This window comes from Mesorhizobium sp. M0011 (genome assembly GCF_040324155.1).
Classification (GTDB): domain Bacteria; phylum Pseudomonadota; class Alphaproteobacteria; order Rhizobiales; family Rhizobiaceae; genus Mesorhizobium.
Genome location: NZ_JAMYVQ010000002.1, coordinates 67837 through 84742 on the forward strand (window position 1 = coordinate 67837; position 16906 = coordinate 84742).

A 16906-nucleotide genomic window follows, 5' to 3' on the forward strand; every position below is an offset into this window, starting at 1 on the left:
CGAACGGAGGAGGAAATGCTGAAGTCGAACCGGACACTCAAATTGCTTGTGATCGCTGCAAGCGTGGGCGCGTTGTTCGCCATCGCTCCGGCAAAGGCCGAGGACGCGTCCGCGGCGGCCGCCTACAAGGACATCGAGGCAACGCTCGGCTCGGTGCCGGACATGTTCAGGACGCTGCCGGATGTTGCCGTCGCCGGCGCCTGGGCCGAGATCAAGGGCGTGCAGCTCAACCCGAAGACCGCGCTTGACGGCAAGACCAAGGAACTTTTGGGCCTCGCCGTAGCGTCGCAGATTCCATGCCAGTACTGCATCTATTTCCACACCGAGGCGGCCAAGCTCAACGGCGCCAGTGACGAGGAGATCAAGGAGGCGGTGGCGATGGCCGCCATCGTGCGCCACTGGTCGACGATGCTCAACGGCAGCCAGGTCGATCTGACGACCTTCAAGAAGCAGGCCGACGACGTGTTCGCGGCCGTCAAGGCGAAGTCGCAGTAAGAACCACTGCCCGGCGACAGGCGCCGGGCAGCACTTCGACCATCAACCGCCCGGAAGACGGGCCAATGGAGGATGAAATGCTGACCAAGACCCGAACAGTGGATGGCGCGGCGATCAAGAAGGCCATCGAGACCCGTGACGGCAAGATGCTGTCGAGCTTCTATGCCGATGACGCGCTGGTGCGGGTGATCGACCGCAACAACCCGCCGAGCAAGCCGCGTGAAATCCGCGGGCGCGCCGCGATCACCACATTCTGGGACGACATCTGCAGCCGGGCGATGACCCACAAGGTCGACACCACCATCGCCGACGGCGACAGCCTCGCCTTCACCCAGGCCTGCGCCTATCCGGACGGAACCAAGGTGTTCTGCGCGGCGATGCTGGAGCTGAAGAACGGGCGGATCGCAAGGCAGACCGTCGTGCAGGCCTGGGACGAGTAGGCAACAGCCGGTGGATCAACCGCGGCCTGGGCCGCAAACCTGGAGGAGAAGACGATGTTCAGCGCCAGATGGCAGATCGACGCCAAGTTCGGACACAAGCAGACCGTGCTCGACCTGTTGAAGAAATGGGAACGCGAGATCGGCTCGCAGGTCGGCCTCGCCGAGCTGGAGTTCCAGATCATGACCGGTTCTATCGGCGCGCGGGAGGCGACGGTCGAGTCCCATCACCAGGTCGAAAACCTGGCCCAGTTGGAGGCGTTCTTCGCCAAGATCGGCAAGATCGACGCGCACGCGAAATGGGGCAAGGAGATCGAGCCCTATGTCGTGTCGGGCACCAGCCTGTGGAATATTTATCGCGTTGTGGAGTAGCGACTCTTCTCCCCGTGAACGGGGAGAAGAGAAAATAGCCACGCCCGGCCCTACGCAGGCTCCGGGCGTTCGAAGCTCGAAAAGCCAAGCAATTGGCTTTTCGTCCGCTACGCGGACCACCTCTCACCCATGCGCAACCATCACATGGCGCACGGCGGTATAATCCTCGAGCGCATATAGCGACATGTCCTTGCCGTAGCCGGACTGCTTCAGCCCGCCATGCGGCATCTCGTTGGTCAGCATGAAGTGGGTGTTGATCCAGGTGCAGCCATATTGCAGGCGGGCGGCCGTCGCCATGGCGCGCGACACGTCCTTGGTCCATACGGATGACGCCAGGCCGTAGTCGCTGTCGTTGGCCCAGTTCACCGCCTCGTCGACTTCCGAAAAACGGGTGATCGAGACGACCGGTCCGAACACTTCGCGGCGCACGATCTCGTCTTCCTGCAGGGCGCCGGCAACGACGGTCGGCTGGTAGTAGAAGCCGGAACCCTCGCCCGGCTTGCCGCCGGTGGTGATCTCGATGTGGTTCAGTTCCGAGGCGCGCTCGACGAAGCTGGAGACGCGGTCGCGCTGGCGGCGGGAGATGAGCGGGCCGATCTCGTTTTCAGTGTCGTCGGGACGATTGTACTTGATGGTCGAGACGGCCGAGGAGAGATCGGCGACGAGTTTGTCGTAGATCTTCTTGCCGGCGTAGATACGGCAGGCGGCGGTGCAGTCCTGGCCGGCATTGTAATAGCCGAAGGCGCGCAGGCCGTTGACCACGGCGCCAAGATCGGCGTCGTCGAAGACGATGACCGGCGCCTTGCCGCCGAGCTCGAGATGCGTGCGCTTGACCGACTTGGCGGCCGCCTGCAGCACTTTCTTGCCGGTGGCGACATCGCCGGTGATCGAGATCATGTTGACCTTGGGATGGTTGATCAGCGTGTTGCCGACGCTGTCGCCGCGGCCGAGCACGACATTGACCACGCCTTCCGGCAGGATTTCCGCAAGTATCTTGGCAAGCTTCAGCGCCGTCAGCGGTGTCTGCTCGGACGGCTTGAAGACGACGGTGTTGCCGCCGGCGATCGCCGGCGCCAGCTTCCAGGCCATCATCATAAGCGGGTAGTTCCACGGCGCGATGGAAGCGACGATGCCGATGGCGTCGCGGCGGACCATCGAGGTGTGGCCGGGAATGTATTCGCCGGCGACGACGCCGGGCATCGAACGGACGGCACCGGCGAAGAAGCGGTAGCAGTCGACGATGGCCGGGATTTCGTCATTGAGCACGGCGTTGATCGGCTTGCCGCAATTGAGCGCCTCGAGCGTGGCGAATTCCTTGGCATCGGCCTCGATGCGGTCGGCGATCTTCAGCAAATAGCCGGAGCGCTGCGCCGGCGTGGTGCGCGACCACAAGACGAACGCTTGTTCGGCGGCAGTGATCGCCGCCTCAATCTGTGCCTGGCTGGCCTCGGGCAGGCTGAGGATGGTCGCCCCGGTCTTTGGATTGAGGATCGGTTCCTCGGTTTCGGTGCCCTTCTCGAATTTCGAGCCGATCAGCATCTGGGTGTCCATAAGGTTTCTCCCTTAACAGGAGCGAATAGGGAGTAGCGAGTAGGGTTTGACCGCCGAAATTCCCTATTCGCTACTCGCTATTCGCTGTTTTTCATTTCCCGCTTCCGGCGATCTGGTCGCCGTCGCGGGTGAGGTAATAGGCGGCAAGGATCGGCAGCAGCGTCACCAGCATGACGACCATGGCGACGACATTGGTGACCGGGCGCTGGCGCGGGCGGATCAGCTCTTCCAGCATCCAGATCGGCAGCGTCTGCTGCTGTCCGGCGGTGAAGGTGGTGACGATGACCTCGTCGAAGGACAGCGCGAAGGCCAGCATGCCGCCGGCAAGCAGCGCCGTGGCAATGTTGGGCAGCACGACATGTCGGAAGGTCTGAAAACCGTCGGCGCCGAGATCCATCGACGCCTCGATCATCGATCCGGAGGTGCGGCGGAAACGGGCGACGGCGTTGTTGTAGACGACAACGACGCAGAAGGTGGCGTGGCCAAGCACGATCGTCCAGAACGAGAACGGGATATCTGCCAGCGAAAAGGCCGAGCGCAGCGCGATGCCGGTGATGATGCCGGGCAGCGCGATCGGCAGGATGACCAGCAGCGAGATGGTTTCGCGGCCGAAGAATTTTGTCCGCGACACCGCCGCCGAACAGAGCGTCCCGAGGACCAAAGCAATCGCAGTCGAGATCGAGGCAACCCTGACCGATAGCGACAGCGCCTGCCAGACATCCGGCCGGTTCCAGGTCACGGCGAACCATTGCGTCGTCAGTCCTGGCGGCGGCCAGACGAAGCTCTTCTCCTCGGTGGTGAAGGCGTAGACGAAGATCAGCAGGATCGGCAGATGCAGGAACAGCAGGCCGCAGGCGGCGGCGATCTTCAGGCCGAGCGGCGCCGACTGGGAACCATCAGAGCGCATCGAAGGCCCCCATGCGCTTGGCGCCCCAGAGATAGAAGCCCATGATGACGATCGGCACCACGGTGAAGGCGGCGGCGAGCGGGATGTTGCCGGCCGTGCCTTGCTGCGAATAGACGGCTTGGCCGATGAACAGCCGCGAGGTGCCGATGATCTGCGGGATGATATAGTCGCCGAGCGTCAGCGAGAAGGTGAAGATCGAACCGGCGACGATGCCCGGCAGCGCCAGCGGGAACAGCACGTTGCGGAAGGTCTGGCCGGGCGAAGCGCCCAAATCGGACGAGGCCTCGACGAGATTGCCGGGCACGCGCTCGAGCGCCGCCTGTACCGGCAGGATCATGAACGGTAGCCAGACATAGACGAAGACGATGAAAGTGCCGGTGAACGATACCGACAGCGAATTGCCGCCGACGATCGGCAGCGACAGCCAGGCGTCGAGCACCCACAACAAATGCAGCTTGGCGAGGAGCCAGGTGAGGATGCCTTCCTTGGCCAGGATGAGCTTCCAGGCGTAGATCTTGACCAGATAGCTCGACCACAGCGGCAGCATGATGCCGAGATAGAACAAAGCCTTCCAGCGACCGCGCGCATAGCGCGCCGCGTAGTAGGCGATGGGGAAAGCGATGACGGCCGAGGCCAGCGTGACCAGGGCCGCCATCGTCACCGTGCGCAGGATGATGTCTAGGTTGGCTGCCTGGAGCAGGTCGCCATAGGTCTTGAGCGTGAACTCACGGTTGATGAGACCGGAAAACTCGTCGATGGAGAAAAAGCTCTGCGCCAGAAGCGCAAACAGCGAGCCGATATAGACGATGCCGAGCCACAGCACCGGCGGCAGCAGCATGAGCAGCAGCAGGACCTTCGGCTTGCGCCAGAAAAGATCCGACAGGGCGCCGCGCAGACCGCCGCTACCCGGCAGGATGGCGGGCGCGGGATTGGAGCTGAGCGCGGCGGTCGTCATGATGGAGCTCTGTACTCATGGAGGATGTATGAGAGGCCGAGATCCTTCACACCCCCCTCTGTCCTGCCGGACATCTCCCCCGCAAGGGGGGAGATCAGCAGCTTGTCCGCCTCACCGGCTCTGCAGCGTTGGAAGCTGGCGAAGCCAGTGGTAACAGCCAATCTCCCCCATTGCGGGGGAGATGTCCGGCAGGACAGAGGGGGGTGCAATGCGCAAACCTTCATCATGCCGGCTCGTCCATCAGATGCAGGTGCTCGCGGTTGAAAGTCAGCACGACCGCCTCGCCTTCCCCAGGCAAGGCCGTGCCGGCCGGCATGATTGCGTGCAGTCGCAGGCCGTCGGCGTCGAGCGCCAGTTTTGTCGTGGCGCCGAGATAGTTGGTCGAGACGAGGCGGGCGGACACGCCTTCACCACTTGTGCCCCCGCTGGCCGCGCGGCCGACGCGAATGGATTCAGGGCGGAGACTCCCCCAGCGATGCTGGCCGGAATAACGCTGGACGAAATCCGGTGGCAGTACATTCGATGAGCCGACAAAATCGGCAACAAAACGCGTCTTCGGCCGCTGGTAGATATCCTCCGGCGTGCCGATCTGCATGATCTTGCCGTCGTTGAAAACGGCGACGCGGTCGGCCATCGACAGTGCTTCGCCCTGGTCGTGGGTGACGAAGACGAAGGTGATGCCGAGCGCCTTCTGCAGCGACTTCAGCTCCTCCTGCATGTTCTCGCGCAATTTGAGGTCGAGCGCGCCGAGCGGCTCGTCGAGCAGCAGCACCTTTGGCTGGTTGACCAGCGCACGGGCCAGTGCCACGCGCTGGCGCTGGCCGCCGGAAAGCTGGCCGGGGCGGCGGGCGCCATAGCCCGGCAACCGCACCAGCGACAGCGCCTCTTCCGCCGCCTTGTGCCGCTCAGCCTTGCCGACGCCCTTGACCATCAGCCCGTAGGCAACGTTGTCGAGCACGTTCAGATGCGGGAACAGCGCATAGTCCTGAAACACGGTGTTGACGTTGCGGCGATAGGGCGGAACGCCCTCGGCGCGTTCCGGACGGCCCGAGCATGGCGAAGAATTCCCCCGGCGCGATATCGAGATCGACCGCGTCGACGGCGCGCACGCTGCCGAAATGGCGCGAGGCTTTCTGGAAGGAGACGGCGGAGGTCATGGGCTGTCAGTCCGTTGCCGGTTTGGTGTGCTGATGTCGCGCGACGTCCTACCTCCCCCCTTATGGAGAGGTCGCGGCGAAGCCGCGGGTGGGGGTGCCTCGAAAAACGCCGAGCCGACCCCACCCCGACGCTATGCGTCGACCCTCCCCACGAGAGGGAGGGTAAGAAAAATCACCGCCCGCCGATGACGCCGATATAGTCGGATACCCAGCGGTAGTAGGGCACGCACTGATCGTTCTGGGTGGCGCATTTCGACACCGGCGTCTTCCAGAACTTGATCTTGTCGAAGTTCTCGTAGCCGTTGGTCTTGCAACCCTCGTCGGTCAAAAGCTCATTGCCCTTGCAGGCGGCGGGCACGACCGGCAGCGAACCGAACCAGGCCGAGACGTCGCCCTGCACCTTGGGCGACAGCGAATGTTCCATCCACATATAGGCACAGTTGGGGTTGGCCGAGTCGGCTTCCATCATGGTGGTGTCGGCCCAACCGGTGGCTCCCTCCTCCGGGATGGTGGACGCGACCGGCTTCTTGGCGGCGACCAGCGTGTTGACCTGATACGGCCACGAGCCGGAAGCGACGACGCCTTCGTTCTGGAAATCGTCGACCTGAATGGCGGCGTCGTGCCAATAGCGGCCGACCAGCGTGCGCTGGACGCGCAGCAATTCCAGCGCAGCCTTGTACTGATCCTCGTTCAGTTCGTAGGGATCCTTGATGCCGAGTTCCGGCTTGTGGAACATCAGATAGTTGGCGGCGTCCGCGACGTGGATCGGCCCGTCATAGGCTTGGACGCGGCCCTTGTTGGACTTGCCGTCAGGCAGCTTCATTTCCTCGAAGACGATGTTCCAGCTCTTGGGAGCCTCCTTGAACACGTCGGTGTTGTACATGAGGACGTTCGGACCCCACTGGTAGGGAACGCCGTAATGGGCGCCGCCAACGGTGAACCACGGCGCGTCCTTGAGGCGCTCGTCGACGGTCTTCCAGCTCGGGATGAGATCGGTGTTGATCGGCTGCACGCGCTTGCCGGCAACGAGGCGCAGCGAGGCATCGCCCGAAGCCGTGACGAGGTCGAAGCCGCCCTCATTCATCAGCGAGACCATTTCATCGGAGGTGTTGGCGGTCTTGACGTTGACCTTGCAGCCGGTCTCCTTCTCGAAGGAGGTCACCCAGTCATAACCCTTGTCGGTTTCGCCGCGCTCGATATAGCCTGGCCAGGCAACGATGTTGACCTGACCTTCGCCCTTGCCAAGTTCCTTGACCTGGGCGACGGCCTGACCGGAAAAGGTCAGCGCAACCGTCAGAGCAGTGCACGACTTCAGGAATGAATTCATTGTCGATCTCCCATTTAGGCGCCTGACCCTGAAAGCCGGTTTCGGTCTTCGCTAGGGGTCACGCGCGGACTGAAAACTGTCAGTTCGTCCGTTGGGCTTGATGCCGCTCTGATGGCGGCTTTGGTCCCTAACCGAAAGTGCTTCGAAAATTCCGGTTTCGCAAATTCATTTATCAGAAGGGCGATATCGGTTTTTCCGATAGGTGGGCAGCCGATCTCTCAGGGACGCTGGCGGACCGTCCGTTGCGACTGGGCAAGGCCGATGAAATCGCGCGCCGCCTGCGGCAGACCGGAGCCGCGCCGCCAGACCATGCCGACCTGGACCACCGGCAAGGAGCCGGAAATGTCGCGCGATTCGATGCGGTCGCCTTCCAGCGACCAGGGCCGGTAGACGAGGTCGGGCAGCAGCGCCACACCGGCGCCGGTGGCGACCAGACTGCGCACGGCCTCCACGGAACGGGTGCGGAAGGCGACATGCGGCCTGGCGCCGATCGCCGTCAGCAGCTTGCCGGTATTCTCCTCGATCTCGTCGACGGTCAGCATGATCAGCGTTTCGGAGGCAATGTCGCCAATGCCGATGATGTCGGCGCCGACGAGCGGATGACCGAGCGGCAGCCACAGCCGATAGGCCGAGACTTCGAGGATTTCCGACTGCAACGCGGTGCGGTCGCGCAAATTGGAGGTGACCATGACGGCAATGTCGAGCTTGCCGCCGATCAGGAGGTGTTCGAGATAATCGCCATTGTCCTCGATGGCAGAGACCTCGACGCCGGGATAGGCGCGGCGGTAGCGGGCGAGCAGATCCGACAGCACATAGCCGGCGACCAGTGAGGTGACGCCGAGCTGCAGCCGGCCGGCCGCCACCGTCTGCTCGCCCGAGAAAGTGCGGCGCGCGTCGGAAACGTCCGCGAGAATCTTCGTCGCGTGGCGCAGGAACTGGTGGCCCTTGTGGGTGATGTTGAGGCCACGCGGATGGCGTTCGAACAGTTCGACGCCGAGATCGCTTTCGAGCTCCTTGATCGCTTCGGTGACCGACGATTGCGAGATTGACAGGTTCTGCGCGGCGCCCGAGACCGTGCCTTGCTCGGCGACGGCGATGAAGAACTGCAACTGGCGGATGGTGAAAGCCATGGCCGGACTAAACACGGCGGACGCGATGCTGGGAAGTGGCAACCGGCGAACACTTGACGGCTTCGCCAATCGTAACTAACTAAGTTACATGAAGCGCAACAGCCGACTGTCCTCGACCTTGCACATTCTCGTCCACATGGCCGAGAAGCCCGAACAGGCGCTGACCTCCGAGCAGCTTGCCACCTTCATCCACACCAATCCGGTTGTGGTCCGTCGCACCATCGCAGGCTTGCGCGATGCCGGCATCGTCACCTCGTCGCGCGGGCACGGTGGCGGCTGGCTGCTCGGGCGGGCGCCCGAGAAAATATCCCTGGCCGAGATCAGCGCAGCGCTTGGCGAGTCGCTTCTGCCGTTCAGCACCGACCCGGAAAGCCCCGGCTGCCTCGTCGAGCAGGCGGTTATCGCCGTGCTCGACGATTTTCGCATCGCCGCCGAAAAGCTGCTGGCGGAGAAACTGAGCCGCATCACGCTGGCCGACCTGACCGCCGATTTCCGCCGCCGTTTTGACCTCATTGGAGTCTCCAGCCATGCAGTATGATCTTGCCGTAGTCGGCGGCAGCTTTGCCGGCCTGTCCGCCGCCATCCAGGTGGCGCGCGCAGGACGCAAGGTGCTGGTGATCGACGCCGGCCAGCCGCGCAACCGCTTTGCCGAGCATTCGCACGGCTTCCTCGGACATGACGGGCGCGCGCCCGGCGCAATCCTGGATGACGCAAGGCGGCAGCTGCTGGCCTATCCGACAGCCAGGGTTGTCGACAGGCGTGCGGACAAGGCCGTTGCTGCTGGCAGCAGCGATTTCGAAATCGCCACCGACGGCGGCGAGACATTCGGCGCCACACGGCTGGTGCTGGCCACCGGGGTGCGCGATATCCTGCCGGAGGTTGCCGGTCTTGCCGAGCTCTGGGGCAGAAAAGTGCTGCACTGCCCCTATTGCCACGGCTACGAGGTTTCCGGCGGGCCGCTCGGCGTGCTCGCAACCGGCCCGATGTCCCTGCATCAGGCGCAATTGATCGCCGATTGGGGCGATGTCACGCTGTTCGGCAACGGCCTGTTCGAGCCTGACACAGAGCAGATGCGCGCGCTGGAGAGCCGAAAGGTGCGGTTTGAGCCCACCAGCGTTGCCGAGCTGCGGGAAGACGGCTCCGGCGGGTTGATCGTCCACCTCGACGATAGCCGAAAGGCCGGCGTCAGGGCGATGTTCACCGCGCCGCGCAACACCATGGCCAGCCCGCTGGCCGAACAGCTCGGCTGCGGCTTCACCCAAGGCCTTCTCGGTCCGATAATCACCGTCGATGACAGGCAGCAGACGACCGTGCCCGGCGTCTACGCCGCCGGCGACGCGGCACGTTCGATGCACAACATCGCCTTTGCGGTATCGGCTGGCACCTTTGCGGGCGTCTGCGCCCACCAGTCGCTGGTGTTTAGCTAAAACCCGGCTTCCTCGTCGGCGATGCTAAGCCGCGCGCCGGCCTGCGCAAGGGCGGCGGCCAGGTCGTGCGGCGGCGAGCGATCGGTGGCGAGTTCGGAAAAGCTGTCGAAGCCGCAGACCTGGACCAGACCAAGACGGCCGAATTTCGAGTGATCGGTGATGACCAGGGACCGCTGGCCGCGCGACAGCACCATGCGGGCGAACTCGGCTTCATCCAGATCAAAATCCATGACGCCCATCACCGCGTCGACGCCGCCGGTGGAAATGATGGCGTGGCTGACCGAAAAACGACTGACAAAATCGATTGCCGAGGCGCCGAAAGCAGCGCCGGAATCGCTGCGCAGCTCGCCGCCCGCCATATAGACCTTGTTGCCGTTGATGGTGGCCAGCGTGCGGGCAATATCCGAGGAATTGGTGACGACCGTCAGGCGCCGGTGGCCAAGCAGTTCACGCGCAAGGAACGAGGTCGTCGTGCCGGTGTCGAGCATGATCGATTCGCCGTCGCGTATGGTGGCGGCGACCATGCGGGCAATGACGCGCTTGGCGTCGGCGTTCTCACGCATACGCCGCTCGAACGGCGCTTCGCCGATCATCGACGGCAGGCCGATGGCGCCATGCATCTTGAGGACAGAGCCATCACCAGTCAGTGGCTTGACGTCGCGGCGCACTGTCTCGAGCGACACGCCCAGCCGGTCGGCCAGACTGGCGATGGTGACGGTGCCCTCTTCCTGCAGGAGACGCAGGATCTCGCCGTGTCGTTTGGACTGGGCCATCTGGTTTCCCGAACTGATGCTCCTGACCGATTCTAAGGTAATTCAAGTGCTTTTAAAGGAACTACCTTATGCTTTCGGGCAAAATACCCAAAAAAAGTCACACCTTTTTATTGACAAGCGGGCAACCCGGGCGTGAAATCAAAGACATCAACAGGCTTCAGATCTGCGACTGGGGGCAGAGACGCAACTCAGTGGTCAGGCCGTTTGGAACGTGCCTGTACAAGGAATTTTCAGATCCGCGGGGGCGGATGCCGGGCTCAAAAACCTGGCCAAGGGGCTCGTCGGTGCGGTGCGGGATACCGATCCTGGCGTCCCGCACCGACGAGAGTATTTACGTTTCTCCCCGCCGTCGTTGCGCTGTTCACGGCGCCTTGTCGAAGCCCAGCAAACCAGGGATGATTCCGTGACCGCCGAAGATCGCATCCGCGCCCTGCCCTGCTGGACCGGTGGCATCGAGATCGCACCGCTGCCCGGCGGCCTGAGCAACGCGAATTATGTGGTCACGGACGCGGCCGGACGACATGTCGTGCGCTTCGGCAAGGACTATCCGTTCCACCATGTCTTTCGCGAGCGCGAGGTTATGACCGCGCGGGCGGCGCATGCCGCCGGTTTCGCGCCAGCCGTCCACCATGCCGAACCGGGCATACTGGTAACGGAATTTCTCGGTGCGAAAACCTATCTGGCGGAAGACGTGCGCGCCAATCTCGGCCGCGTCGCGGCTCTGATGCGCGCCTTCCACCGGGAGATGCCCAATCACGTTTCCGGCGCCGGCTTCATGTTCTGGGTGTTCCATGTCATCCGCGACTATGCGCGCACGCTTGAAGAGGGCGGGAGCCGCAAGCGCAGCGACTTGCCGCGCCTTTTGACACTGGCCGACGAACTGGAGCGCGCGCAGAAGCTGCTGCCGATCGTCTTTGGCCACAATGATCTGCTGCCGGCCAACATTCTCGATGACGGCAACAGGCTGTGGCTGATCGACTTCGAATATGCCGGTTTCAACACGGCGATGTTCGACCTCGCAGGCGCCGCCTCCAACGCCGGCATGAGCGACGAGGAATCCTTCGCCTTCCTGACAGCCTACTTCATGAAGGAGCCGGACGATGCGATCCGCCGTTCGCACGCGGCCATGCAATGCGCCTCGCTGCTGCGCGAGGCGATGTGGAGCATGGTCTCCGAGCTCTATCTCGACGCGCCAGGCATCGACTACGTCGCCTACACCGAGGAAAACCTCGTCCGGCTCGACGCGGCACTTGAAAACTACCGGACAAAATACGGGATACAGAAATCATGACATTGCCGAGCCAGGCCGCCATCGTCGTCATCGGCGGCGGCATCATCGGCTGTTCGACGGCCTATCATCTGGCGCGCGACCATAAGGCTGACGTGGTGCTGCTGGAGCAGGGCAAGCTGACCTCGGGTTCGACCTGGCATGCGGCCGGCCTTGTCGGGCAATTGCGCTCGTCGGCGTCTATCACCCGCGTGCTGAAATACTCCGTCGACCTCTACAAGGGACTGGAGGCCGAGACCGGTCTCGCCACCGGCTGGAAGATGACCGGCTGCCTCAGGCTCGCCACCAATGCCGACCGCTGGACGGAGTACAAAAGGCTGGCGACAACAGCAAAAAGCTTCGGCATGGACATGCAATTGCTGTCGCCGGACGAGGTGAAAAGAATGTGGCCGCTGCTGGAGACCGGCGATCTCGTCGGCGCCTCCTGGCTGCCGACCGATGGCCAGGCGAGCCCCTCCGACATCACGCAGTCGCTGGCCAAGGGCGCGCGCATGCATGGCGCCAAACTGTTCGAGGATGTCCGTGTCACCGGCTTCGAAATGAAGGACGGCCGCATCACGGCGGTGAAGACCAGCAAGGGCGACATCGCCTGCGACAAGGTGGTCAACTGTGCGGGCCAATGGGCGCGGCAAGTGGGGGCCATGGCCGGCATCAACGTGCCGCTTCAGCCGGTGAAGCACCAGTACATCATCACCGAGAAGATCGACGGTCTGGCGACCGACGCGCCGACCATCCGCGACCCTGACCGACGCACCTATTTCAAGGAGGAAGTCGGCGGGCTGGTGATGGGCGGCTATGAGCCGAACCCGCAGGCCTGGGCGACTGGTCTCCCCGGCGGCGACGTACCCAATGATTGGGAGTTCAGGCTGTTCGACGACGACTACGACCATTTCGAGCAGCACATGAGCCAAGCGATCGCGCGCGTGCCGGCGCTGGAAACCGTCGGCGTCAAGCAGATGATCAACGGGCCGGAGAGTTTTACGCCGGACGGCAATTTCATTCTCGGCACAGCGCCCGAATGTGCCAACATGTTCGTCGGCGCCGGCTTCAACGCCTTCGGCATCGCCTCGGGCGGCGGCGCCGGCTGGGTGCTGGCGCAGTGGGTGGTCGACGGCGAAGCACCGCTCGACCTTTGGGTGGTCGACATCAGGCGCTTTTCCAACCTGCACCGCGACCGTCAGTGGGTCCGCGACCGCACGCTGGAGGCCTATGGCAAGCACTATACGATCGGCTTCCCGCATGAGGAGTATGCCAGCGGGAGGCCCCGTATCCTCTCGCCGCTCTACGACAGGCTGAAACAGCAAAATGCTGTGTTCGGCTCGAAGCTCGGCTGGGAGCGGCCGAACTGGTTCGCGCCCGAAGGCGTCGAGCCGCAGGACATCTATTCGATGGGCCAGCAGAACTGGTTCGCGGCGGTCGGCGACGAACACCGTCATGTGCGCGAAAAGGTTGGCATATTCGATCAATCCTCCTTCGCCAAATACGAGTTGAGCGGGCCCGATGCGCTGAAGGCGCTGGACTGGATCTGCGCCAACGACGTCAGCAAACCGGTCGGCCGGCTGACCTACACGCAGCTTCTCAACACGCGCGGCGGTATCGAGGCTGATCTCACTGTGGCGAGGCTGGCCGAGGAGAAATTCTACATCGTCACCGGCACAGGTTTCCGCACGCATGATTTCTCATGGATCAGCGATCATATCGGCGAAGGGCTCGACGCCAGGCTTGTCGACGTCACCGAGGATTTCGGCACGCTGTCGCTGATGGGTCCTCGGGCGCGCGACGTGCTCTCGGCGGCGACCGGAGCCGACGTGTCGAATGCCGGCTTCCCGTTCGGCCATGTGCATGAGATTGCCATCGCCGGCCACACGGTTCGGGCGCTGCGCGTCACCTATGTCGGCGAACTCGGCTGGGAACTGCATGTGCCGATCGCGGCCACCGGCGAAGTCTTCGACGCGCTGCTGGCGGCAGGCGAGAAGCATGACATCCGCCCGGTCGGCTATCGGGCGCTGGAATCGCTAAGGCTGGAAAAAGGCTATCGCGCCTGGGGCTCCGACATCACCCCCAACGACACGCCGCAGGAAGCCGGGCTCGGTTGGGCGGTCAAGCTGCGCAAGAACACCGATTTCGTTGGACGGCGCGCGCTGGAGAAGACCAGCGGCGCGGCACTGAAGAAACGCTTTGCCGGCTTCACGGTCGACGACCCCGAGATCGTGCTGCTCGGTCGCGAAACCATACTGCGCAATGGCGATCCGGTCGGTTATCTCAGCAGCGGTGGTTATGGCTACACGCTGGGCAAGACCATCGGCTACGGCTATGTGCGCAACGCCGACGGGGTGAGCGACGATTTTCTGGTCTCGGGCGACTATGAACTGGTGGTTGCGATGGAGAGGACACCGGCCAAGATCCATCTCGAGCCGATGTACGACCCGGCAGGCGCCAGGGTCAAAGCGTAGGTCAGGTCACGCGCAGTGCGAGACCGCGGCTGGGCACGGTGTCGGCTTCGCCCGGCATGGAGACGTAAGGGCGCGTTTCCTCGACGCGGGTGACGAGGCCTTGCACCTCGATCTCGCCGACACGCGTGGCAAAGCCGGCATCCCACAGCGTGTTCTTGACCGTCAGCACGATCACGCCGCCCGGGCGGCAGATGCGGATTAGCTCGTCCAGCCCCTCGACGCCGACATGGCCCGAGGTGAAGACGCCGGCCGAGATGATCCCGGCATAGGCATCATCGGCAAAGGGCAGATGACCGCCGAGCGCCAGGCAATGGAGCGCGGAATAGACGCCCTTGCGGGCCGCCTGATCCAGCATGCCTTGTGAAATATCGAGTGCCTCGACTTGCGGGTAACCAGCAATATCAAGCCATTCGCCGATGAGCCCGGTGCCGGCCCCGGCATCGAGCAGCGGTGCTGAACCGCGCGGCAGATGGCGGGCCAGCAAGGCAAGGCAGATCGTCGGATGGCGATAGCCGGCGGCCGACATGTCGGCGTCATAGGTTTCCGACCAGCGATCATAGAGTGCGGCCACCTCTTCGGGCCGCTTTGCCGCGTAGGCCGCGCCGAGCGCGCCATGATGTTTGCTGTCCGCCACTTTTATCCAGTCCGCCAATTTTTGATCTCGCAGTGATGATAGCCAAAGCGCGAAAATTGTGGAACCGTCGCTGCGACAAATAACGGCGTGGGGGCGCAGGCATGGTGACTGACGAGGCGCGTGCGGCACTGGACGCCATTCCCATGCTGGCCGGCTACAGCGGGCCGCTGGAACGGCTGGGCGGCCTCACCAACCTCGTCTTCAAGGCCGGCGACTTCTGCCTGCGCATTCCCGGCAAGGGCACCGAGGAATACATCAACCGGGCCAACGAAGCAGTGGCTGCACGCGAAGCGGCAAAGGCAGGGGTCAGTCCCGAGGTGCTGCATGTCGACCCCGGCACCGGGGTGATGGTGACACGCTACATCGCCGGCGCCGAAACGATGTCGCCGGAGAAATTCCGGACACGTCCGGGCAGTCCGGCCCGCGCCGGCGAGGCCTTTCGCAAGCTGCACGATTCAGGCGCGGTGTTTCCCTTCCGCTTCGAATTGTTCGCGATGATCGACGATTACCTCAAGGTGCTGTCCACCAAGGAGGTCGCCCTGCCCGCCGGTTATCATGACGTGGTGCGCGACGCCGAGAGCGTGCGCTCGGCGCTGGCCGCCTATCCGCTGCCGCTCGTTGCCTGCCACTGCGATCCGCTGTGCGAGAACTTTCTCGATACCGGCGAGCGGATGTGGATCGTCGACTGGGAGTATTCGGGCATGAATGACCCACTCTGGGACCTTGGCGACCTCAGCGTGGAAGGCAAATTCGACACGGGGCAGGATGAGGAGATGATGCGCGCCTATTTCGGCGGCGAGGCCAAGCCGGCGGAGCGCGGCCGCATCGTCATCTACAAGGCGATGTGCGACCTGTTGTGGACGCTGTGGGGGCTGATCCAGCTCGCCAACAACAATCCGGTCGATGATTTTCGCGCCTATGCCGACGGTCGGTTCGCGCGCTGCAAGGCGCTGATGGAGACGACGGAGTTTTCACGGCACCTGGCGGCGATACGTCAGGGCTGAGCCTACTAATTCACGCCCTTCGGCACGTTTTCGGGCGGCACCGCAGTCTCGACCACTTTCTGGCGGTGGAAGATGAACAGGCCGGCCAGAACGACGATGCCCGAGCCGATCAGTATGCGCGGGCCTGGCACGTCGCCGAAGAATGCCAGTCCGAACACCACCGCCCACAGCAGCAGCGTGTAGTGCAGCGGCGCCAATGTCGAAGCCGGCGCCAGCTTGAGCGCCCTGGTGATCATCAGATGCGCGCCGCAGGAGACGATGCCGAGCAGCAGCATGGCGCCGAGATCGAGCGCCGACGGCGTCTGCCAGGCGCCGATGGTCAGCACACCCCCGACCAGCAGCGTGCCGATAGTCTGCCATGTCACCAGATTGGTGTCGCTGGTGCCGCGCAGCCGGCGGTTGAGGATGATGGCGAAGGCGAAGGAGATGCTGCCCACCAGCGCAAAGCCCGACGACAGCGAGAACGCCGCCGAGGACGGTTTCAGCATGATCAAAACGCCGCAGAAGCCGAGCAGGATCGCCATCCAGCGGCGCCAACCGACCTTTTCGCCAAGCAAGAGGTGCGAGAGCGCCGCAACGTAGATCGGCCCGGCCATGTAGAAACTCATGACATCGGCAAGCGGCAGATAGACCACGGCGGCATAAAAGAGCGCGGTGTCGAGTGTCGTCATCACCACCCGCAGCAGCTGCAGCTCCAGGCGTTCCATGCGAAACAGCTTGGCCGTGCCTTGATGGGCAATCATCGGGCCAAGCACGAAAAAGGCGCCGATGGAGCGGATCAGCACCACCTGACCGACGGAGAAGCTGGCGACCAGCCACTTGCCCATGGCGTCGTTCAGCGCAAACAGGAAGTCGCCGGCCAGCATCAGCAGAATGCCGGCCAGAAGCACATTCCTGATCGTCGAATTCTGCGCCACGGGCTGCGTCATGCCGATCCCGATTCCTCCCTGGTAAGCCGCGTCGTAGACGGAAGCGGCGGCTTTGACGAGGAGAATT

General features: G+C 63.5%; 17 protein-coding genes and 1 pseudogene. 9 read left to right on the top strand and 9 right to left on the bottom strand.

The annotated features are described in order from the left end of the window. The first annotated feature begins 15 nt into the window (after positions 1-15). The 3 genes from NKK51_RS02715 (at position 16) to NKK51_RS02725 (ending at position 1304) form a co-directional block, all read left to right on the top strand. Positions 16-495, top strand: a complete 480-nt coding sequence (locus NKK51_RS02715; protein ID WP_352551050.1) for a carboxymuconolactone decarboxylase family protein — start codon at positions 16-18, stop codon at positions 493-495. Positions 496-572: 77 nt separating this feature from the next. Continuing rightward, the gene (locus NKK51_RS02720; protein ID WP_352551052.1) at positions 573-935 is read left to right on the top strand and encodes a nuclear transport factor 2 family protein; all 363 of its coding nucleotides are present in this window, start codon (positions 573-575) and stop codon (positions 933-935) included. A 54-nt stretch (positions 936-989) separates the two neighbouring features. Further along, entirely contained in the window at positions 990-1304 is a 315-nt protein-coding gene (locus NKK51_RS02725) for a hypothetical protein (protein WP_352551054.1), read from the top strand. Between the two features lie 123 nt (positions 1305-1427). Here NKK51_RS02725 and NKK51_RS02730 read toward each other — a convergent pair whose 3' ends face one another. The 4 genes and pseudogenes from NKK51_RS02730 to NKK51_RS02745 form a co-directional block, all read right to left on the bottom strand. Beyond that, positions 1428-2855 (bottom strand): gamma-aminobutyraldehyde dehydrogenase, encoded by a 1428-nt coding sequence (locus tag NKK51_RS02730; protein WP_352551055.1) that lies wholly within the window; start codon positions 2853-2855, stop codon positions 1428-1430. A gap of 91 nt (positions 2856-2946) precedes the next feature. Continuing rightward, complete coding sequence (locus tag NKK51_RS02735) at positions 2947-3762, bottom strand: ABC transporter permease (RefSeq protein ID WP_127320604.1); 816 nt, start codon at positions 3760-3762, stop codon at positions 2947-2949. Beyond that, entirely contained in the window at positions 3752-4717 is a 966-nt protein-coding gene (locus NKK51_RS02740) for an ABC transporter permease (protein ID WP_352551057.1), read from the bottom strand. The genes NKK51_RS02735 and NKK51_RS02740 overlap by 11 nt, the downstream gene beginning before the upstream one ends. A 223-nt stretch (positions 4718-4940) precedes the next feature. Then, positions 4941-5826, bottom strand: a pseudogene (locus NKK51_RS02745) (ABC transporter ATP-binding protein). On the opposite strand from NKK51_RS02745, the gene NKK51_RS02750 reads away from it, so the two are divergent. Further along, positions 5771-5908 carry a hypothetical protein gene (locus tag NKK51_RS02750; protein ID WP_352551321.1) on the top strand — a complete coding sequence of 46 codons (138 nt, stop codon included), beginning with the start codon at positions 5771-5773 and terminating at the stop codon, positions 5906-5908. The pseudogene NKK51_RS02745 and the gene NKK51_RS02750 overlap by 56 nt on opposite strands. Before the next feature lie 138 nt (positions 5909-6046). Here NKK51_RS02750 and NKK51_RS02755 read toward each other — a convergent pair whose 3' ends face one another. Both NKK51_RS02755 and NKK51_RS02760 read right to left on the bottom strand, forming a co-directional pair. After that, positions 6047-7201, bottom strand: a complete 1155-nt coding sequence (locus tag NKK51_RS02755; protein WP_352551059.1) for an ABC transporter substrate-binding protein — start codon at positions 7199-7201, stop codon at positions 6047-6049. Between the two features lie 218 nt (positions 7202-7419). Continuing rightward, positions 7420-8331: a LysR family transcriptional regulator gene (locus NKK51_RS02760; RefSeq protein ID WP_352551061.1), complete on the bottom strand. Its 912-nt coding sequence runs from the start codon at positions 8329-8331 to the stop codon at positions 7420-7422. 88 nt (positions 8332-8419) lie between these two features. On the opposite strand from NKK51_RS02760, the gene NKK51_RS02765 reads away from it, so the two are divergent. Beyond that, positions 8420-8869 carry an RrF2 family transcriptional regulator gene (locus NKK51_RS02765; RefSeq protein ID WP_352551062.1) on the top strand — a complete coding sequence of 150 codons (450 nt, stop codon included), beginning with the start codon at positions 8420-8422 and terminating at the stop codon, positions 8867-8869. After that, complete coding sequence (locus NKK51_RS02770; RefSeq protein ID WP_352551064.1) at positions 8859-9758, top strand: NAD(P)/FAD-dependent oxidoreductase; 900 nt, start codon at positions 8859-8861, stop codon at positions 9756-9758. Before NKK51_RS02765 ends, NKK51_RS02770 begins: the two co-directional genes overlap by 11 nt. Here NKK51_RS02770 and NKK51_RS02775 read toward each other — a convergent pair. Then, entirely contained in the window at positions 9755-10531 is a 777-nt protein-coding gene (locus NKK51_RS02775) for a DeoR/GlpR family DNA-binding transcription regulator (RefSeq protein WP_127290028.1), read from the bottom strand. The genes NKK51_RS02770 and NKK51_RS02775 overlap by 4 nt on opposite strands. 403 nt (positions 10532-10934) lie before the next feature. On the opposite strand from NKK51_RS02775, the gene NKK51_RS02780 reads away from it, so the two are divergent. Beyond that, positions 10935-11822 carry a phosphotransferase family protein gene (locus tag NKK51_RS02780; RefSeq protein WP_128304831.1) on the top strand — a complete coding sequence of 296 codons (888 nt, stop codon included), beginning with the start codon at positions 10935-10937 and terminating at the stop codon, positions 11820-11822. Further along, the gene (locus NKK51_RS02785; protein ID WP_352551067.1) at positions 11819-14272 is read left to right on the top strand and encodes a GcvT family protein; all 2454 of its coding nucleotides are present in this window, start codon (positions 11819-11821) and stop codon (positions 14270-14272) included. The genes NKK51_RS02780 and NKK51_RS02785 overlap by 4 nt, the downstream gene beginning before the upstream one ends. Before the next feature lies 1 nt (position 14273). Here the strand turns inward: NKK51_RS02785 and NKK51_RS02790 are convergent, their stop codons facing one another. Continuing rightward, positions 14274-14906, bottom strand: coding sequence for a class I SAM-dependent DNA methyltransferase (locus NKK51_RS02790; protein WP_352551068.1), 633 nt, complete (start codon positions 14904-14906; stop codon positions 14274-14276). Positions 14907-15007: 101 nt separating this feature from the next. Between NKK51_RS02790 and NKK51_RS02795 the strand changes: the two genes are divergently transcribed. Continuing rightward, the gene (locus NKK51_RS02795) at positions 15008-15910 is read left to right on the top strand and encodes a phosphotransferase family protein (protein WP_023811666.1); all 903 of its coding nucleotides are present in this window, start codon (positions 15008-15010) and stop codon (positions 15908-15910) included. Positions 15911-15915: 5 nt separating this feature from the next. On the opposite strand, the gene NKK51_RS02800 is transcribed toward NKK51_RS02795, so the two are convergent. Further along, positions 15916-16839 carry a DMT family transporter gene (locus tag NKK51_RS02800; protein WP_023811665.1) on the bottom strand — a complete coding sequence of 308 codons (924 nt, stop codon included), beginning with the start codon at positions 16837-16839 and terminating at the stop codon, positions 15916-15918. Positions 16840-16906: the final 67 nt, after the last annotated feature.

What these genes read in the sequence shown, in the direction of transcription:
- NKK51_RS02715 (WP_352551050.1), top strand. Translation starts at nt 16, where the DNA reads ATGCTGAAGTCGAACCGGACACTCAAATTGCTTGTGATCGCTGCAAGC.
- NKK51_RS02720 (WP_352551052.1), top strand. Translation starts at nt 573, where the DNA reads ATGCTGACCAAGACCCGAACAGTGGATGGCGCGGCGATCAAGAAGGCC.
- NKK51_RS02725 (WP_352551054.1), top strand. Translation starts at nt 990, where the DNA reads ATGTTCAGCGCCAGATGGCAGATCGACGCCAAGTTCGGACACAAGCAG.
- NKK51_RS02730 (WP_352551055.1), bottom strand. Translation starts at nt 2,855, where the DNA reads ATGGACACCCAGATGCTGATCGGCTCGAAATTCGAGAAGGGCACCGAA.
- NKK51_RS02735 (WP_127320604.1), bottom strand. Translation starts at nt 3,762, where the DNA reads ATGCGCTCTGATGGTTCCCAGTCGGCGCCGCTCGGCCTGAAGATCGCC.
- NKK51_RS02740 (WP_352551057.1), bottom strand. Translation starts at nt 4,717, where the DNA reads ATGACGACCGCCGCGCTCAGCTCCAATCCCGCGCCCGCCATCCTGCCG.
- NKK51_RS02750 (WP_352551321.1), top strand. Translation starts at nt 5,771, where the DNA reads ATGGCGAAGAATTCCCCCGGCGCGATATCGAGATCGACCGCGTCGACG.
- NKK51_RS02755 (WP_352551059.1), bottom strand. Translation starts at nt 7,201, where the DNA reads ATGAATTCATTCCTGAAGTCGTGCACTGCTCTGACGGTTGCGCTGACC.
- NKK51_RS02760 (WP_352551061.1), bottom strand. Translation starts at nt 8,331, where the DNA reads ATGGCTTTCACCATCCGCCAGTTGCAGTTCTTCATCGCCGTCGCCGAG.
- NKK51_RS02765 (WP_352551062.1), top strand. Translation starts at nt 8,420, where the DNA reads ATGAAGCGCAACAGCCGACTGTCCTCGACCTTGCACATTCTCGTCCAC.
- NKK51_RS02770 (WP_352551064.1), top strand. Translation starts at nt 8,859, where the DNA reads ATGCAGTATGATCTTGCCGTAGTCGGCGGCAGCTTTGCCGGCCTGTCC.
- NKK51_RS02775 (WP_127290028.1), bottom strand. Translation starts at nt 10,531, where the DNA reads ATGGCCCAGTCCAAACGACACGGCGAGATCCTGCGTCTCCTGCAGGAA.
- NKK51_RS02785 (WP_352551067.1), top strand. Translation starts at nt 11,819, where the DNA reads ATGACATTGCCGAGCCAGGCCGCCATCGTCGTCATCGGCGGCGGCATC.
- NKK51_RS02795 (WP_023811666.1), top strand. Translation starts at nt 15,008, where the DNA reads ATGGTGACTGACGAGGCGCGTGCGGCACTGGACGCCATTCCCATGCTG.
- NKK51_RS02800 (WP_023811665.1), bottom strand. Translation starts at nt 16,839, where the DNA reads ATGACGCAGCCCGTGGCGCAGAATTCGACGATCAGGAATGTGCTTCTG.